The following is a 17,558-nucleotide window of genomic DNA, read 5'->3' as shown; positions in this document are numbered from 1 at the left end:
TTTTGATTTTAAATTTCGTATTCTTCCAAAAATGTAACACTTTTTATCATATCGTCGTGCAAAACTCTATCTTTTTGTAATGGTTCTACGTAATTTCTATAATCTGATAAAAATTCTTCTAACTTATCTGATGTTTTCAGAGGTCTTCTAAATTCTATTGCTTGTGCTGCTGCCATTAATTCTATTCCCAAAACTCTTTTTACATTTTGAAGGATTTTATAGAGTTTTGTTGCTGCATTTGCCCCCATACTGACGTGGTCTTCTTGTCCTTTTGAGGAAATAATACTATCCACACTTGCAGGTGTACAAAGCTGTTTGTTCTGACTTACAATCGAAGCTGCCGTATATTGTGCTATCATCATTCCAGAATGCAAACCCGAATCACGCACCAAAAAAGGAGGCAAGTTTCGCTCTCCTGCCATTAATAAATAGGTTCTTCGCTCCGAAATACTTCCCAATTCTGCTAGTGCAATTGCTGCAAAATCTAAAGAAATAGCTAATGGTTGTCCGTGAAAATTTCCACCAGAAAGAATTTTGTCTTCTTCAGGAAAAACATTTGGATTATCTGTAACCGAATTAATTTCACACTCAAAAACCGAATTTATATAATCAAAAGCATCTTTACTTGCGCCTTGCACTTGTGGCATACAACGGAAAGAATAAGGGTCTTGAACGTGTGCCTTGGGTTGGAGCATTATTTCACTTCCTTCCAAAAGCTCTCTAATCGTTTTTGCTGTTGTTATTTGCCCTTTATGTGGACGGATTTTGTGAGTAAGCTCATCAAAAGGCTCTGAACGACACAAAAAAGCATCTGCTGAAAGTGAACCAATTATATCACTCAAATTATTCAATTTTTCAGCTTCTACCATACAAGCAACACCGTAAGCACTCATAAACTGCGTTCCATTGAGCATTGCCAAGCCTTCTTTTGCTTTTAGTTTGATTGGATTCCAATTTTTTTTCTTTAGAATATCTTCTGTTTTATGCTTTTTATAAACTCCTTTTTTGTCTTTTATCTGAACTTCTCCCAATCCAATAATAGGTAAAGCAAGATGCGCTAAAGGAGCTAAATCGCCAGAAGCACCCAACGAACCCAACTCATAAACAACAGGTAAAATATCTTCATTATAAAAATCTACAAAACGCTCAACAGTCTGTAACTGAACGCCAGAGTGTCCATACGAAAGAGATTGAATTTTGAGCAGTAACATCATACGAACGATAAGAGTAGGCACCTCATCACCCATTCCACAGGCATGAGACATAACCAAATTTTCTTGTAATTCGCTAATCTGTTCTCTAGGAATTTTGTAATTACACAAAAAACCAAAGCCTGTATTTACACCATAAACAGCTTCTTCGCTCTCTGTAACAAGATTTTCTAAATAGGCTTGTGCTTTTTTTATTTGTGCCTTACTTTCTTCTGAAAGCTCTATTTTAGTATGAGATATAGCAATTTTATAAATCTCTTGAATAGAAATCGTTTGATTTGATATTTTATAAAGCATAAGTTTAAAATTGTTTGTGTGTTTTTCTGATAATTATGTTTTTTGTCAAGAAGTTTGTTAAATGCGTTTAGCAATTCTAAGTTTTGCGCTTCTTGCTCTTGGGTTTTGTTCTATTTCCTCTTTTGTTGCTGTAATTGGTTTTCTATTTATTGCTTCAAAAGGTTTGATTACATTTCCATAAAAATCTTTTTCTATCTCGCCATGAAATTTTCCCATTTGAATAATTTTTTTGAGTGGACGGTCTTCCAAAGAATGATACGACATGGCTACCAAACGCCCATCGGTTTTCAAAACTTCGGCACACTGCAAAAGCATATCTTCTAAGGCTTCCATTTCTTGATTCACTTCAATACGTAGAGCTTGAAAAGCTTGTGCATAATATTTAAACTCTTGCCTTTTAGGTGCAATTCTTTCCAAAATTTCTTTCAACTCTGTTGTCGTTTCAATTGGCTTATTTATTCTTGAGGCTACAATCGTTTTGGCGAGGGTTTTGGCATTTTTTATCTCTCCATAAATTCCAAAAAGTTTGTGTAATTCGGATTCTCCATATTCATTCAAAATATCTCTGGCTGTTTCTTTAGTAGAAGTATCCATTCGCATATCCAAATCAGCATCAAAACGAGTAGAAAAACCTCGTGTGGGTTCGTCTATTTGATGTGAAGAAATGCCTAAATCTGCCAAAATCCCATCTACTTTTTCTACCTTATACATTCTCAAATATTTTTCTAAATATCTAAAATTTGCTTTCAAGAAGACAAAACGAGAAGGGTTTTCAAGTGTATTTACTTCTTTGGCTAATTTTTCGGCTTCTGCTTGTGCATCAGCATCTTGGTCAAAGGCATAGAGTTTTCCAGTTGCGTTTTTGTCTTTATCTAAAGCAATTAATTTTTCTAAAATTGCTCGACTGTGTCCTCCTCCTCCAAAAGTAAGGTCGACATAAATTCCATCTTTTTTTATATCCAATGCTTCTATACATTCAGAAAGCATGACAGGATTGTGATAAGTAGATTCCATTTATTTACTATAATTTTTACAAAAATTTCATACAATATAAAAATGCTCTTTCCGTTTTGAGAATAAAAACCTCATAATTTGTATGAAAAAAGGCATTTTAAGTTTTACCACAAAGATACCATTATTTGGATTAGTATTTATTTTCAATATCATTTGTTTTTCTTGTACTTCTTCTCATAAAGAAGCTAAAGAAATAAATCAAGAAATGGAAGTGGTAGAATTAATTACTGAAAAAGATAGTATAAAGTCAATTATAAATACTACCCAAATTGATTCTAAAAAAGAAGACCCAAATGACCCTTATTATGATGGAGAAAAAGCAGGTTGGATTTATGGAGATTCTAATTATAAAGAGCCAAAAGAAATCATTCTGACCTTTACTCCTAGAACAGTAGAAACTAAAATAAAATGGAAAACCTTTGAAAAAGGACTAGAGTATGCTGAATTTGACGCACCCATAAAATCAAATATTTCAGATAGTAAAATTTCTGTTTTGAGAATAAACTTAGATTATTTTGATTTGGATTTAATTTCATCTTTAGAAAAAATTTCTGAAAATTCATTTGAGAAAAAAGGAACTAAAACAGCTCCCAAATGGGCAAAACATGAAGAGCTAATGGCTGCTTTTAATGCTTCGATGTTTCAAGCAGACGGAATGAGTGCAGGTTATATGAAAGATTTTGATTTTGTAAATAATCCTAATTTTACAGAGAAATATAATTCTATTGCAGCTTTTAATTTAAAAGAAGAAGCAAAAGGAAAAAACCTATCCAAATTTCAGATTATTGATAAAGATAATTCATGTGGAAATTGGGAGGAAACTATCAAAAATTATAACACATTGATTCAGAACTTGCGTTTGGTAGATTGTCGTCAGAAAAATCGTTGGGGAAATTAAAAACGCTATTGGAGTATGGTTGTTTTGGCAGAAGATATGAATTCGAATGTTCTTTTTATTCATACTCGTTCGCCCTATAATATTCAAATGTATAATGATATGCTTTTGAAATCGGAACTCAATATTAAAAAAATAATGTACTTAGAAGGAGGACCCGAAACTTCATTTTTCATAAAATACGGCGATAGTGTAATTTCGAAACAAGGAAGTTATGAAACTAATTTTAACTTGAATGATAATAATCATCATTTTTGGGAAATTCCAAATGTTCTTGGTGTTAGAAAAAAATAAAGTTGTTTTGTATCTTTGTGGATTGTTCTGCGTACTATAAAAATTAACCCTAGACTTCTACTCAAAATTTAGTAGGAAGTTTAGGGGTTTTTATTACAGTTTATGTACTAACTATAATTGACCTTTTCATTCGAATTTTTCAATAAATAATGACTCAAAAACCACAAGAAACCACACACACACCAACACTTTTTAAACGTATCATTGGAGATATTTCTGGAGGAGATAATCAAACACTTTTGGTTTGTATTGGTGGTTTGCACGGAAACGAACAAGCAGGTTATAACGCCTTAGAATATTTAACTTCGCATTTAGATAAACGACTTTTTAATGGACACTTTGTAGCTATTGGAGGAAATTTACAGGCTCTCAAAGAGAAAAAACGCTATCTGCAAACTGATTTGAATAGAATTTGGCTTAATGATTTGATAGATAATATTCCACCTGATTCTGAAATTCCAGAATATGAAGAATTGCGTCAGCTCATTGAAGTTTTGCGTGTGATTCCTCACGATACGTATAAAAGAAGAATTTTGATAGATTTGCACACTACCTCTGCACCCAATGGAGCTTTTGTGGTTAGAACCACAACGACAGATGACGAACTTGCAAAACTTTTAGAAATTCCAGTTATTCTTGGTTTAGATAAGAAACTAGACGGAACAGCCATGACTTATATGGAGCAATGGAATTATGAAACTTTTGCTTTTGAGGGAGGAACGATAGGAAAAGAAAATTCTGCAAATAATCTTATTTCTGGAGTTTGGCGAATCATGCAATCTCTTCAAATGACTTCACAACCTATTCCAAACTTAGAACATACTTTGGGAGAAACTATACGTACAGGAGTTCCGAATTATTTAACGTGTGAATATATCCATAAAATTCCTAAAAATTCGACGTTTAAAATGGTAGAAGGATTTGGGAATTTTGATAGTATTGAAAAAGGACAACTATTAGCTCATCAAGATGGAAAAGAAATTCGTTCGCCTTATAGTGGTTATGTTCTGATGCCTTTGTATCAAGATGATGGAAATGATGGTTTTTTCATTGTTAAATAAAATTATAATTCTTTTCTTAATTGTAATTTTGAGAATAAAACTTCTACTATTGTACTAGAAAAATTGCTACTTTTTGTATAAAATCGTCTCTAAAAATATTCATAATGAAATATATTTTCTCCCTTCTTATTCTCCTCTTAATTACTGTCTTAGCTTTATTTGCCTCACAATTTATCGGAGTATTTCTGATTTCACTTGTCTATGGAATCCCTCTTATAGAACTTACAAATCAGATGCAAAACATGAGTGCATACCTAGAGCTTCGTACGCCTATTTTAATTTTGCAGGGTCTTACACAATTGATTAGTTTTTTTGGAGTTACCTTGTTTTTTACTAAATATGTCTATAAATTCAATCAAGCAAACCCGAATAATGGAACTCATTCTGTAATGAATGCTGACTTGGCACAGCAATTTTTAGAAGAACCCTTTTTAAAAAGGTACAAAACTCCGACTCTCGTTTTTTTGATTGTTTTCGTACTTGCTATTGTTGCTTTTCCTGCTGTTCAATTAGTCGGAACACTAAATGGAGCAATAGAGTTTCCAGAGTTCTTACAAGGTTTGGAGACATGGATGCGAGAAAAAGAAGATGCTGCACAGGCATTAACTCTTTTCATGACTGATTTTGCTTCGCCTTTACAAACAGTTTTAGGCTTTATCGTGATTGCTGTTTTGGCAGGACTAACTGAAGAAGTATTTTTTAGAGGAGTAGTACAACCTCTTTTTCAAAACCTTACCAAAAACAAACATGCAGCCGTTTGGATAACAGCTATTGTTTTTAGTGCTATTCACTTTCAGTTTTACGGATTCGTTCCTCGTATGCTTTTGGGAGCTTTGTTTGGCTATTTATATATTTATACCAACAATATTACTGTTCCTATTTGGGCGCATATCTTGAATAACGGAATTACTTTGGCTCTCTTTTTATTCTATGATGACCAAATGCTCACTACCTCAAAAATAGAGGAAAGTAACTTTGCTATATTGATTCCTTTTGGTGTTTTGAGTATTGTGCTTTGTATTGGCATTCTGAAAATCATTAAAAAAATAATGGATAAAGAAGTAGAGAAAAATATGAAATAGAGAAAAGTAGCTTTTTTGCCTTATAAATTTTAAATAAGAAATATATAGAAATCAGAAACTTTCAATCAAAAATGAAAGTTAAGAATATTGGCTTTCTTTTTGAAGTTGTACATCTGTGTACTTTTGAAAACTATTTTCTTTACTTATCTCTATTTTACCTATGAAAAATCATAAAAAAGGCTTCAAAACCTCTTATATATGGAGGATATTGTTATTTTCTTTCTTCCTAACTCTTTCTGCGCCAGTATTTTCGCAATCTCTATATGAAATTGAGTTTTCAGCATCAGGTGTAAAGTACAAAGGCTTCTTAGTTTATTTTAATGAAGAGGACGCCTACATGCGTATTGCTTATACTTATAATGATGTTTATAATGTTGTAAATATAGATTACACTTCTACTTCTGGACAAGAAGATGGGTATAATTATTTTGTAATGAAAGGCGAAAATCCTAAGTTCATTACATCTAACTCTGGCTCAAGAGTAGATAGACGCTCTTACAATCCAGACCATTTTGTATGGGTTTGGGACGAACAAACAAAAGGAGAAATGCCATTTGTAACTGATGACCCAAACTTTAGTGAAGAGTCTTTGAAGAGAGTAGATTCTTATAAAGAACTCAAAGTTTCAGAACTCACAGACGAATATTTACACCGTTTTTATTGGGATAATGAAAAGGAATATCTAGCCTTTCAAAATATGCGTGATAACGAACTTGATAGCCACGTAGCACAAGAGCATTATGATAATAACACGACGCAACAACAAAATCAAGAAGCTAATTATGGAGCTGCAAAAATGCACTTAGTAATGCTAGTCAATAGTAGTATTGGAGATATTGGGGCAAGTTGTGAGACTGATAGCCGAAATATGACAAAGGAATTTGAAGATATTGCAGCAGCTTTGAAAGTAGATTTTAGAAAATATGAAGTAAAAGGAAGTAGTTTTACGAAAGATAATGCTATGCGAGTTTTGAATGGACTAAATCCTGGTAGTAATGATATTGTCGTTTTTTATTATAGTGGACACGGTTTCCGTTGGGCTGACCAAACTGATGCTTACCCTCAAATGGATATTCGTGCCTCTCCTTATACTAAGCTTTCGGCAGAAACAACACTTTCAGTTTCATCGGTCTATAATCTTTTAGATAAAAAAGGCGCACGTCTGAATATTGTCATTACAGACTGTTGTAACTCTGATATTGGAATCAATAAAATGACTGAAACAAGCTTTTTGGCTGGTCGTTCGTATCAAACTCCTCATATCGAAAAGCTTCAAAAATTATTTTTGGCTACAAAAGGAAATATGATTGTTACCTCGTCTAGTGCAGGACAGGTTTCGTGGTCTAATAGCGTTAATGGTGGTTTCTTTACACTAAGTTTTTTACAAGCTTTTCATGAAGAAATTAGTTATCTCAAAACACAAGAGCCTTCTTGGGAAAACATTTTGAAAAAATCTCATGCTAATACAGTAAATAAAACAGATACAGGTTGTAGAAACTGTACTACTCAAAATCCAGTTTTTTATACCAAAATCAGTAAAAGATAATTACTCCAAAACTAAATTTAGCATTTATGAATTTTACTCAAAAATCGTTTTTTTATATAGCCATTTTTACTTTCGGATTATCTTTATTTATTCTAAGCAGTTGTAAAGAAAAAGAATTACAAGCTATGCACAAAATCATAAAAAATTCAGAAGATATAGAGCTGTTCTTAGTGAAAGAAACACCTATAAATCCAGTAGAACAAGATTCTAGCAAAACGTATCTTTGTGATTACGAAGTTTATGAAAAAGTTTTTACTTCATCAGCGCAATTAGATAGCTTGAAAAATGCACTTTTGGACACTACAAACTACATTTCTGATGTAGAAAAAAAATGTATGATGATGCCGAAATATGCAATGCGATTAAAAACTAAAAAAGATACGCTAGATATTGTGTTTTCTGATAATCCGTGTGCAAAAGCAATTGCCAAAAACTCACTTCTCAAAACTCCAAAAATTGAAGAAGAAAAAAAGAAAGAAGATATGTTTTATGTAGATTTGACAGCAGAAAATACGATTACTAAACTTATCAAAAGTATTATTATGAAAGAATAAAGAAAATGTATTCTTTGTTTTACCAAAAGCCTTTTCTGAAAATGATAAGGCTTTTTTATGCTCTTTTGTTATAAATGAGTATTTTTAGCTTTCCAAATTAAACAACAAACACAAAAAATATCTATGATTCCATCTTCCGAACTTATCATCAACTCTGATAACTCTATTTATCATCTCAATCTACAACCTTCTCAATTAGCAGATACAATTATTACGGTTGGTGACCCAGAGCGTGTGCCTTCTGTAAGTCAATTTTTTGATACAATAGAACATAAAATTCACAAAAGAGAATTTATTACGCACACAGGAACGTATAAAGGAAAACGAATTTCTGTAATTTCGACAGGAATGGGAACGGATAATGTAGAAGTTCTGATGACCGAATTAGATGCGCTTGTCAATGTTGATTTCAAGACACGAAAAGTAAAAGAAAAACTGACTTCACTTACTATTATCAGAGTTGGTACTTCGGGTTCTATTCAAGAAAGTATTCCTGTAGGAACACTCTTAGCTTCTCAAAATGCAGTCGGAATGGATACACTAATGCAGTTTTATAGATTAGAACAAAGTCAAAGAGAACAAGAGTTTTCCCAAAGAATTAAAGAAAATGCAAAGGTTGATTTTAATCCTTATATAGTTTCTGCCAATGAAGACTTAGTAAGTCATTTTACAGAAGGTGGAAAAATGATAAAAGGAAACACACTTACTTGCCCTGGGTTTTATGCTCCACAAGGACGTGAAGTAAGATTAAAACCCAAGACAGACAATTATTTAGATAAAATTAGAAATAAAATTGAAGATTTTCCTCTTACCAATATGGAAATGGAAACGGCAGGTTATTATGCAATGGGAAGACTTTTAGGACACAAAATGCTTTCACTCAATGCTATTCTTGCTAATCGAATTACACATCAGTTTTCTGAAAACCCACAAGAAGAAGTTAATAATTTGATTCATTACACATTGGAAAAAATGAGTAGTTACTAATCATCTCTTTCAACTTCACTTTCAAGTTTCAATACTTTCGTGCCGTCGTCTTGTTCGATATAAAGGGCTTTGTTTTCTTCTTCTCCATGTCTGACTACTTTTTGCCCTTTTATCGTCTTTACTGTTTTTTCAGTTGATGTTTCGATGACTTTTCCTTTTGCTGTTCCATCTGCCCAGTTCCATTTTACTTCTGTGCCTGTTCGTATCATATTTTTGTTCTTAGTTGATGTGAAATATTATTTTCTATCTGTAGAAGAACAGGTTTTTTATCAAAAATGTTATTCTTAATTTATTCAAGATGTGATGTTTACTTGGTAATAGAGGAAGAATTTTCATAAGGTTCTAATCTTTTTATTTGTATAGCTGATTTTCTGTAATAATAACTAGTTTCTAGCTGCTGTTGGTTTTTCCAAAAAGTAGCTAGATTTTCATATCGTTTTGATAAAGGAAGATTTAGGTTTGAGATAATTTTGGCATCACAAACAGGACAAAAGTAAGAAGGGTGTCCATCTATTTCCTTCAAGCTATTTGCGCCCTGCATCGCACAACGATAAAAAATACAATGTTGAAGTGAAAAAATATGTCCAATTTCATGTACTGCCGTTTTGCATGTTCGCTCCAAAGCCAAATTAAAACTATCAATATCATCTTTCATTGCTTTTTTATCTCCAAAACGTGCCATCGACCAAACTCCTACTCGGTTGTGTAATCTTGCTTGTCCGAAAACAAAACTCCATTTCTTGTTTGGATATAAATCAGTTGTTGTAAAACTGACTAACAAAACACCATCATTAGGAAGATTTTTTTCTAAAGAATCTAATATAAAGCCTGTCTTTACTTGAAAACCATTTCTTGTATGAACTCGCCAATTTGTAGTGTCTAAATTTGTAGAATCCAGACTTTTTTGTTCTAATCTTTCGATAGGTAATTCATAAAAAATAGATAAGAACTGCTCTACCGAATCCATCAAACGGAGCTGTGTTTTATCAAAGTCTCCATAAAGTTGAATATAGATTTTCTTTCTTTTTTCTGTTGTTCGTACAGGTGGAATGTTCGTATTTTTATTCCAATACTCTGTAAATGTCTGTCCTCTTTCTTTATTTCGTTCTAGCCATTCCCCAGATTTAGGTTCTTCTATATAAAATTGATTTTTTTTCAAGACAAACTCCATTGAATCAGCTAGATTATTTAATCCTTGAGCTGGAAAAGGCTTTGGTTTTGGATTGCAAGACACAAAAAAGAAAATTGAGATAAGGAAGTATAAAGCATCTTTTTTCATGAAAAAGGGGGTAAGTATTTGATTTATGATAAACTTTTACTTTTAAAGTGATGGTAAATATAGCTAAGGAATAGAAAACTATGAATGAATAATCAGTTGTTTTCAGTTTTACAACCAATAAGTTTTAGGAATTTTCAAATTTAATTTATTGCAAAACAAACTTGTCTTTATTCATGTTTCAGTGAAACGAGACCAATAATTATAAAATTCTACACAAAAGAATATTATTTGTATCCTTGTTCAAATTTATCGAACTTTGAATAAGTAGAAAAAACAAAGCCAGTTTCTGAAACAATAAATAAATTTATGCTAGATATTATTCATTTGCTTCCCGAATCTCTTGCCAATCAAATTGCTGCTGGAGAAGTTGTTCAAAGACCTGCTTCGGTGGTAAAAGAAATGCTAGAAAATTCTGTTGATGCAGAAGCGACAACTATCGAACTGGTTTTGCAAGATGCAGGAAAGGCTCTCATTCAAGTAATCGATAATGGAAAAGGAATGTCTGAAACAGATGCTAGAATGTGTTTTGAAAGACATGCAACTTCAAAAATAATTACGCCAGATGATTTGTATAATATACGAACGTTTGGTTTTAGAGGAGAGGCAATGGCTTCTATTGCAGCCGTTTCGCAGGTAGAACTTCGCACAAAACAAGAAGACCAAGAAGTAGGAACGATGATTTATATTGAAGGTTCGGAAGTGAAAAAACACGAGCCAACAGCGACACAAAAAGGAACATCTTTGGCTGTCAAGAACTTATTTTTTAATACACCAGCACGTCGAAAATTCTTAAAATCTAATTCCGTTGAGCTTCGTCATATTACACATGAGTTTGAGCGTGTGGCGTTGGCAAATCCTCACATAAATTTTTCTATGAACCACAATGGACAGGAAGTTTATAATCTAAAAGAAGGAAAATTAGCAAGACGAATTGTGGCAATGTTTGGAAAAAGCTATCAATCAAATCTTCTGACCTGTCAAGAAGATGTAGAAACTATCAAACTTCTGGGGTATGTAGGCAAACCACAAGCTGCCAAAAAAACAAAAGGAAATCAGTATTTTTTTGTTAATAATCGATTCATAAAAAGTGGTTATTTGCATCATGCTGTCATGACGGCTTATGAAGGACTTTTGCCAAAAGACGCTCATCCTTTTTATGTTTTGTTTATAGAAATTGACCCAAAAAAAATTGATATAAACGTTCATCCTACCAAAACTGAAATAAAATTTGATGATGAAAGAACGGTTTACGTTGTCGTGCAATCAGCTGTAAAACAAGCTTTAGGAGTTTCTCAAGTAGTTTCGCCTTTAGACTTTGATACAGATGCAAATTTTTTAAACCCTTCAAATTACTCTAAAAATCAAAGTGAAGGTGATAGTGTAGATGAGAATAATGAAGAAGAACCAGAAACTTTCTTTTCTGATTTTTCAAAGTATAATAACAAAGAAAATAGTAATAGCAAAGATTCAGAAAAATCAACTGATTTTATTGGTAGGTATGACAAAGAAGAAAATGGAGGGAATTATGGTAATTATATCAATGAGCCATTCAACAGAAAAAAGGATTTAAAATCTTATGAGCGACCAGAGCCAACAGATAGGCAAAAAAGTAATCAAAAAAACTGGGAACGAATCTATTTGAATGATGAGCAAAGAGAGGAGTTAGGAACTAGGAACTGGGAATTGGGAGAAAATGAAACTCCCAACTCCCAACTCCCAACTCCCCAAACCTTCCGAAGCTCTGCAAATAATCTTTCGAAGTCTGAATTAGAAGCTGAAATAAAATCGTCTAAACTGAATCTTTCAACGAGTGATAAACGTCATGTTTTTTGGGTTGCAGGTCGTTTTGTAGCAAGTCCGACCAAATCAGGAATGATTTTGATTGATGCTACGGCTGCCCATGAACGTATTTTGTATGAACGTTATGAACAGCGAATTTCAAAAAGTACGAATAATACAGCTACCTCTCAACAGATTCTTTTTCCTCCTACCCTTACTTTTTCGGTAGTAGATTATCAGCTTTTGAAAGAAGTTTTGCCCGAACTCAAAAAATTAGGTTTTTCGATAGAAATAGATGAAAAGCTAGAACAAAATCAACAAGTTCGCTTGATTGGTCTTCCTGCTGATTTGCTCAAAGAAAAAGGAGAATCTATTTTAGAAGCACTTTTAGAGCAGTTTAAATACAATCAAAATACAATTAAGATTCCGAAAAGAGAAAATATTTTACGTGCCTTTGCCAAACGTGCTTCTATACAAGCCAAAAATTATTTTTCTACCGAAGAAATGCAAAGTTTGATTGATGAACTTTTTGCCTGTCAGCAACCTAATTACACACCTGATGGAAAAAAAATATTCATGCTTTTGGATACAGAAATGATTGAGCAGTTGTTTTTGTAAATATTATTAAATCAAAATCATATTACATCAAAAAGTGATTAAAATTTAAAATTTAAAAATAATGAAGTGTCTCCTTACTCTTGTTTTATTATGTATTTCGTTAAGTGGATTTGCTCAAGAAAAATGGATTTTACATTCTTATGGTATGGATTATGAAAACATGTCAAATGTTAGATTAATGAGTCTTTTTCAAAAATATTTAGAGAATGATGACAGCGTTTTTTATATGACTGCATGTCTAGATAATTGTAAAAGTTATGAGCTAATTTCACCTATTATAAGAGTAAATGATTCAATCATATACACGTACATACAAGAGGAGGAATTTCTTTGTGGTGCTTTTTATAAGAAGGTAATGTCTTGCTCTACGGATAGCTTAAATTTTGATATAATTTATGGAGATTCATTATATGAGGACATAAATTCAAGTTTAGAGAAGATAAAATTTGCGCTTAGATCTAAAGTAATAAAAATAATTTATCTAGGTAATAATATTATAGAGTTTACAGGTTTTTTTGAAAGATTAGAGTATTATGGAGTTTGCCATTTGGAAGGGGAGAGGTTATCTATTGATATAATCCCAGTTGTTGCGAAACACTATATTAATGGTTCTTCTCCTAAAGCAATAGTAAATGATTTCAATGAACAGAAATTTTTTAAAAATAGAATCTACCTATCAAATGATTATTTTCGATTAAAAAAACTTTAACTCAAACAACTTCTAAGCTTTAGGTATAAAAAGCTAGAACCAAAAACAGCTACAAAGAAGAGAATATTGTTATATTCGTACAAACCACTAAAGATATAGATAAGAAACCCAAGAACGATAAGGTAACAGATAATAAGGGGCATTAATTCAGAGATTGTCAGTTTTTTCTTTATCTTAAAACTGCCTTCTTTTCTCAAATCTAAAAAAGTAAAAACAGGGAAGGTTTGTAGTACTTTCTTTTGATTACAATGCTTTCCATCCATAAACTCCCAACTCTCTTTCAAAAAAGCAGATTTACAAGATGCACAAAATACTATTTCATCTCCAATAGAAAAGTCATCTCCAGTAATTGGGTCTTGACGGTTTTCTTCTAAAAAGTGAGTTTGATTTTCTGTGAGTAATAATCCTTTATTCATTATTTATTTATTAATATTTAGTATTATTTTCTTCTATCAATTTGATCTGTAATAATCTATCTATGAAAGATTCTCCCTTGAAAATGATATATAACAAATGAATTATATTAAAAATTAGAAGTAATAAAAAGGTATTAGTTCTTATATCAAAAATAACTAAACATAATCCACAAAACACCCACCAAATAAGATTTCTAAACAGGACTTTGTACCAAAGAGCTTTTTGCTTTGTTTTTTTATCTATAAAATAAATTTGCATCATTCTCTTTCCAATACTTTGATTGCCATATAGATTATCCCGAAATATAAAAAAAGCAAGACCAATGTAATAGAAGAAGGTACTTAATTGAGGTAAAAAACTAGAAATATTAAAAAATAAAATAGTTATTAAAATAGCTAATAAACCATCTAGAAAAATAGCGGGAGGACGTGTTTCAAAAATAGCGTCTGTATAATTTAAAACAACTTCATTTTTAGGCTTTTTAAGAGCCAATTGTTCTAAGGAAGGAGGAAAACTATCTAACTTTTTATACTGATTACAATGCTTCCCTTTCATATACTCCCAACTTTCTTTCAAAAAAGCAGATTTACAAGATGCACAAAATATTATTTCATCTCCAATAGAAAAATCATCTCCAGTAATTGGGTCTTGACGATTTTCTTCTAAGAAATGAGTTTGATTTTGTGTAAGGATTAAGGTGTTTTTCATTTGTTTGAAACTTTTTTCTGAACTAATTCTATTCGTAATAATTTGTCTAATAGTGATTGATTTTGTGTAATAAAAAATAAACAATAGCTAATTGAACCAAATATAATAAGCAATAAAAGAAATAGAGAGTTAGTCAGAATAAACAGATAAACAAGTGGAGTAAAAGTTATCCATAACAAACTGTTTCGTAAGAAAATTTTATAGAAAGGAGCTTTCTTTTGAGTGTTGCTGTGTATGAAGCAAAGCTGCATTATATGTTTTCCAAGACTTTTATTAACTAGTATAGTATCTCTGAAAATGAATAATCCAATACCAAGGTAAATGTATGCGTTTTCCAGAAAAGGTAATTTATTGAAGATATTCAGAAACCAAAAAACAGGCATAAAAAAAAGACAAACAAAACAAGTAAAAATAATATCGATAAAAACAGCAGGAAGACGACTTTCCATCTCTGCACTTTGATAAGACAATACTGCTTTTGGCTTTTCAAGAAAAAGCTTTTCATAACTAGGAAAACTTCTCAATATTTTCTTTTGATTACAGTGCTTCCTATCCATAAACTCCCAACTTTCTTTCAAAAAAGCAGATTTACAAGAAGCACAAAACACAATTTCATCTCCAACAGAAAAATCATCTCCAGTAATTGGGTCTTGACGATTTTCTTCTAAGAATTGAGTTTGATTTTTGGTAAGGATTAAGGTGTTTTTCATTTTCTATATAATTGATTCTATTTTTCTAAACTCTAAAATCAGCTAATTAGATTACCTTGTTTTTACAAAAACCGACTTTTAAAAATTGATATACAAGTAATACAATCTAATAAAAATAGCAAAAAAGATTGTTTTTCTACTTTTATTTGCTATTTTTGTAAAGCACTATCTTTTACAAACTATTGGAAAAATCTGCCGAAAATAATAGTCTTTCTGAACAAGAAACTGCGCCACAACCTGTCTTTGTAACAAAAAAACAAAAAACTGTTTTTGATACAAAAATAGAGTTTTTGAAGGGGGTGGGTGGTCTGCGTGCCGAAGTTTTACAAAAAGAACTCAACATTCGTACTTTTGGTGATTTGCTGATGCACTTGCCTTTTCGTTATGAAGACCGTACACAATTCCAAAAAATAGGTCTGATTTCAGAAGAAGATACAGCCGTTCAGCTCAAAGGAAGACTACGAAATATCAATCTTTGGGGAGAAGGAAAAAAGAAACGTTTGGAAGCTATTTTGGAAGATGCTTCTGGCGAAGTAAAATTGGTTTGGTTTCGTGGTGCAAATTGGGTAGCCAAAAAGCTCAAAGATGGACAGGAGTATATTGTCTATGGTCGCCCCAATATGTATGGCAGAAATTTTAGTATTGCCCACCCAGAAATTGATTTACATATTCCATTAGAAAAAGAAAAAAGTTATTTTCAGCCTGTCTATCATACAAGCGAAAAAATGAAGGCAAAAGGAATGGATAGCCGAGGAATTTCTAATTTGATGCAAACACTTATTCGTCAAGTACATAAAGAAATTGAGGAAACTCTGCCAACTTCTATTATCGAAAAACAAGGGTTATTAGATAGAAGGAGAGCTATTGTTCATATTCATTTTCCCAAAAATACAGAGTGGTTAGAAAAAGCAAGACAACGACTAAAGTTTGAAGAGTTATTTTTTATTCAGCTTCAACTCTTGCAATTAAAACTTGTCAGAACAGATAAAAATCAAGGGTTAATTTTTGAAAAAACACCGACTTTAGCCAAATTCTACAAAGAACATTTGCCTTTTGAGCTTACAGGCGCACAGAAAAGAGTTATCAAAGAAATTCATCAAGATGTACAATCAGGAAGTCAGATGAACCGACTTTTGCAAGGGGATGTAGGAAGTGGAAAAACGATTGTTTCTTTTTTAATTATGCTGATGGGAATTGATTATGAGGCTCAAAGCTGTCTGATGGCGCCCACCGAAATTTTGGCACAACAACATTATGAAGGCTTGAAAGGTTTTTGTGATGCGCTAGGACTTCGAATTGATATTCTGACAGGCTCAACAAGGACAAAGGCAAGGCGTGAAATGTTAGAAGATTTGAAAGAAGGCAAAATTCATATTATCGTCGGAACACATGCACTTTTGGAAGATAGAGTTCAGTTTCAGAAATTAGGTATTTGTGTTATTGATGAACAGCATCGTTTTGGAGTAGCACAACGAGCCAAATTATGGCAAAAAAATGAAGGTTTTTTTCCTCATGTCTTGGTAATGACAGCCACGCCAATTCCTAGAACTTTAGCCATGACTTTATATGGCGATTTGGATGTTTCGATAATTGATGAACTTCCAGCAGGTCGAAAACCTATCAAAACGGTTCATAAATTTGATGCTCATCGTCTGCGTGTTTTTGGTTTTATGCAAAGTCAGATTGATTTGGGAAGACAAATTTATATGGTTTATCCATTGATTGAAGAATCTGAAACGCTAGATTACAAGAATTTGGAAGATGGTTATGAAAGTATTAGAAGAGCTTTTCCGAATGTTCCTGTAAGTATTCTACACGGAAAAATGAAACCAAAAGATAAGGACTTTGAGATGCAGCGTTTTGCTAAAAATGAAACTAAAATTTTGGTTGCCACAACAGTTATTGAAGTAGGTGTAAATGTTCCGAATGCTTCTGTAATGGTTATCGAAAATTCGGAGCGTTTTGGTCTTTCACAACTTCATCAGCTTCGTGGACGTGTTGGGCGTGGTGGCGAACAGTCTTATTGTATTCTTATGAGTGGTTATAAGTTGAGTAAAGAAGGTAAAAAGCGTTTAGAAGTAATGGTCAGGACAGTAAATGGTTTTGAGATTGCAGACGAAGATTTGAAATTACGTGGTGCTGGAGATATTGCAGGAACACAACAAAGTGGCGCAGTAGATTTGCGTATTGCAGACCTTGCCAGAGATGGAGAAATTTTGAAAGTAGCTAGAGATGTAGCACAAGAAATTTTGAAAGAAGACCCAAAATTAGAAAAAGAAGAAAATCAGCCTTTAGTAATTACACTAGAAAACATTCAGAAAGAACAAACTATTAATTGGAGTAGAATTTCTTAGGAGCTGTTTGATTTAATTATTTTCTTTTGAAAAATAGTAGCTT

At 32.3% G+C, this 17,558-nt stretch carries 17 protein-coding genes; 10 read left to right on the top strand and 7 right to left on the bottom strand.

The features are described 5' to 3' along the window. Window positions 1-8: 8 nt before the first annotated feature. Window positions 9-1,508, bottom strand: coding sequence for a histidine ammonia-lyase (hutH, locus tag WAF17_RS03265; RefSeq protein WP_338766175.1), 1,500 nt, complete (start codon window positions 1,506-1,508; stop codon window positions 9-11). A 57-nt stretch (window positions 1,509-1,565) separates the two neighbouring features. Further along, window positions 1,566-2,522: a 16S rRNA (cytosine(1402)-N(4))-methyltransferase RsmH gene (gene rsmH / locus WAF17_RS03260; RefSeq protein ID WP_338766170.1), complete on the bottom strand. Its 957-nt coding sequence runs from the start codon at window positions 2,520-2,522 to the stop codon at window positions 1,566-1,568. Between the two features lie 82 nt (window positions 2,523-2,604). Here rsmH and WAF17_RS03255 point away from each other — a divergent pair, with 82 nt between their 5' ends. The 7 genes from WAF17_RS03255 to WAF17_RS03225 all read left to right on the top strand — a co-directional run bounded on the left by WAF17_RS03255 (window position 2,605) and on the right by WAF17_RS03225 (window position 8,941). After that, the gene (locus WAF17_RS03255) at window positions 2,605-3,420 is read left to right on the top strand and encodes a hypothetical protein (RefSeq protein ID WP_338766167.1); all 816 of its coding nucleotides are present in this window, start codon (window positions 2,605-2,607) and stop codon (window positions 3,418-3,420) included. Between the two features lie 15 nt (window positions 3,421-3,435). Then, window positions 3,436-3,711, top strand: coding sequence for a hypothetical protein (locus WAF17_RS03250; protein ID WP_338766164.1), 276 nt, complete (start codon window positions 3,436-3,438; stop codon window positions 3,709-3,711). A gap of 149 nt (window positions 3,712-3,860) precedes the next feature. Next, a complete protein-coding gene (locus WAF17_RS03245) occupies window positions 3,861-4,772 on the top strand; it encodes a succinylglutamate desuccinylase/aspartoacylase family protein (RefSeq protein WP_338766162.1) in 912 nt (303 codons plus the stop codon). A 104-nt stretch (window positions 4,773-4,876) separates the two neighbouring features. Then, window positions 4,877-5,854, top strand: a complete 978-nt coding sequence (locus WAF17_RS03240; protein WP_338766160.1) for a CPBP family intramembrane glutamic endopeptidase — start codon at window positions 4,877-4,879, stop codon at window positions 5,852-5,854. 160 nt (window positions 5,855-6,014) lie between these two features. Then, complete coding sequence (locus WAF17_RS03235; protein ID WP_338766158.1) at window positions 6,015-7,400, top strand: caspase family protein; 1,386 nt, start codon at window positions 6,015-6,017, stop codon at window positions 7,398-7,400. 26 nt (window positions 7,401-7,426) lie between these two features. After that, window positions 7,427-7,954, top strand: a complete 528-nt coding sequence (locus WAF17_RS03230; protein ID WP_338766157.1) for a hypothetical protein — start codon at window positions 7,427-7,429, stop codon at window positions 7,952-7,954. A 123-nt stretch (window positions 7,955-8,077) separates the two neighbouring features. Next, window positions 8,078-8,941, top strand: coding sequence for a nucleoside phosphorylase (locus WAF17_RS03225; RefSeq protein WP_338766155.1), 864 nt, complete (start codon window positions 8,078-8,080; stop codon window positions 8,939-8,941). On the opposite strand, the gene WAF17_RS03220 is transcribed toward WAF17_RS03225, so the two are convergent. Then, entirely contained in the window at window positions 8,938-9,150 is a 213-nt protein-coding gene (locus tag WAF17_RS03220) for a DUF2945 domain-containing protein (protein WP_338766153.1), read from the bottom strand. The two genes, WAF17_RS03225 and WAF17_RS03220, sit on opposite strands and share 4 nt — an antisense overlap. A 98-nt stretch (window positions 9,151-9,248) precedes the next feature. Beyond that, complete coding sequence (locus WAF17_RS03215; protein WP_338766151.1) at window positions 9,249-10,220, bottom strand: archaemetzincin; 972 nt, start codon at window positions 10,218-10,220, stop codon at window positions 9,249-9,251. A 306-nt stretch (window positions 10,221-10,526) separates the two neighbouring features. Here WAF17_RS03215 and mutL point away from each other — a divergent pair, with 306 nt between their 5' ends. Both mutL and WAF17_RS03205 read left to right on the top strand, forming a co-directional pair. Beyond that, window positions 10,527-12,617 carry a DNA mismatch repair endonuclease MutL gene (gene mutL, locus WAF17_RS03210; protein ID WP_338766149.1) on the top strand — a complete coding sequence of 697 codons (2,091 nt, stop codon included), beginning with the start codon at window positions 10,527-10,529 and terminating at the stop codon, window positions 12,615-12,617. Between the two features lie 61 nt (window positions 12,618-12,678). Beyond that, a complete protein-coding gene (locus tag WAF17_RS03205; protein WP_338766147.1) occupies window positions 12,679-13,326 on the top strand; it encodes a hypothetical protein in 648 nt (215 codons plus the stop codon). Here the strand turns inward: WAF17_RS03205 and WAF17_RS03200 are convergent. From WAF17_RS03200 to WAF17_RS03190, 3 genes are read right to left on the bottom strand one after another with little or no spacing between them, the layout of a single operon-like run. Further along, window positions 13,323-13,742, bottom strand: coding sequence for a hypothetical protein (locus WAF17_RS03200; protein ID WP_338766145.1), 420 nt, complete (start codon window positions 13,740-13,742; stop codon window positions 13,323-13,325). The genes WAF17_RS03205 and WAF17_RS03200 overlap by 4 nt on opposite strands. Before the next feature lie 10 nt (window positions 13,743-13,752). Beyond that, on the bottom strand, window positions 13,753-14,451 hold the full coding sequence (locus WAF17_RS03195; protein ID WP_338766143.1) for a hypothetical protein: 699 nt from the start codon (window positions 14,449-14,451) through the stop codon (window positions 13,753-13,755). Beyond that, entirely contained in the window at window positions 14,448-15,161 is a 714-nt protein-coding gene (locus WAF17_RS03190; protein ID WP_338766141.1) for an RDD family protein, read from the bottom strand. The genes WAF17_RS03195 and WAF17_RS03190 overlap by 4 nt, the downstream gene beginning before the upstream one ends. Window positions 15,162-15,343: 182 nt before the next feature. On the opposite strand from WAF17_RS03190, the gene recG reads away from it, so the two are divergent. Continuing rightward, window positions 15,344-17,515, top strand: coding sequence for an ATP-dependent DNA helicase RecG (gene recG, locus WAF17_RS03185; protein ID WP_338766140.1), 2,172 nt, complete (start codon window positions 15,344-15,346; stop codon window positions 17,513-17,515). Window positions 17,516-17,558 lie beyond the last annotated feature (43 nt).

It is taken from the genome of Bernardetia sp. ABR2-2B, from assembly GCF_037126435.1.
Classification (GTDB): Bacteria; Bacteroidota; Bacteroidia; order Cytophagales; family Bernardetiaceae; genus Bernardetia.
This window is presented reverse-complemented; position numbering and strand designations above follow the sequence as displayed.

Bases quoted from the DNA above. Each gene is read 5' to 3' on its own strand.
- hutH (WP_338766175.1), bottom strand. From the start codon at position 1,508: ATGCTTTATAAAATATCAAATCAAACGATTTCTATTCAAGAGATTTAT.
- rsmH (WP_338766170.1), bottom strand. From the start codon at position 2,522: ATGGAATCTACTTATCACAATCCTGTCATGCTTTCTGAATGTATAGAA.
- WAF17_RS03255 (WP_338766167.1), top strand. From the start codon at position 2,605: ATGAAAAAAGGCATTTTAAGTTTTACCACAAAGATACCATTATTTGGA.
- WAF17_RS03250 (WP_338766164.1), top strand. From the start codon at position 3,436: ATGGTTGTTTTGGCAGAAGATATGAATTCGAATGTTCTTTTTATTCAT.
- WAF17_RS03245 (WP_338766162.1), top strand. From the start codon at position 3,861: ATGACTCAAAAACCACAAGAAACCACACACACACCAACACTTTTTAAA.
- WAF17_RS03240 (WP_338766160.1), top strand. From the start codon at position 4,877: ATGAAATATATTTTCTCCCTTCTTATTCTCCTCTTAATTACTGTCTTA.
- WAF17_RS03235 (WP_338766158.1), top strand. From the start codon at position 6,015: ATGAAAAATCATAAAAAAGGCTTCAAAACCTCTTATATATGGAGGATA.
- WAF17_RS03230 (WP_338766157.1), top strand. From the start codon at position 7,427: ATGAATTTTACTCAAAAATCGTTTTTTTATATAGCCATTTTTACTTTC.
- WAF17_RS03225 (WP_338766155.1), top strand. From the start codon at position 8,078: ATGATTCCATCTTCCGAACTTATCATCAACTCTGATAACTCTATTTAT.
- WAF17_RS03220 (WP_338766153.1), bottom strand. From the start codon at position 9,150: ATGATACGAACAGGCACAGAAGTAAAATGGAACTGGGCAGATGGAACA.
- WAF17_RS03215 (WP_338766151.1), bottom strand. From the start codon at position 10,220: ATGAAAAAAGATGCTTTATACTTCCTTATCTCAATTTTCTTTTTTGTG.
- mutL (WP_338766149.1), top strand. From the start codon at position 10,527: ATGCTAGATATTATTCATTTGCTTCCCGAATCTCTTGCCAATCAAATT.
- WAF17_RS03205 (WP_338766147.1), top strand. From the start codon at position 12,679: ATGAAGTGTCTCCTTACTCTTGTTTTATTATGTATTTCGTTAAGTGGA.
- WAF17_RS03200 (WP_338766145.1), bottom strand. From the start codon at position 13,742: ATGAATAAAGGATTATTACTCACAGAAAATCAAACTCACTTTTTAGAA.
- WAF17_RS03195 (WP_338766143.1), bottom strand. From the start codon at position 14,451: ATGAAAAACACCTTAATCCTTACACAAAATCAAACTCATTTCTTAGAA.
- WAF17_RS03190 (WP_338766141.1), bottom strand. From the start codon at position 15,161: ATGAAAAACACCTTAATCCTTACCAAAAATCAAACTCAATTCTTAGAA.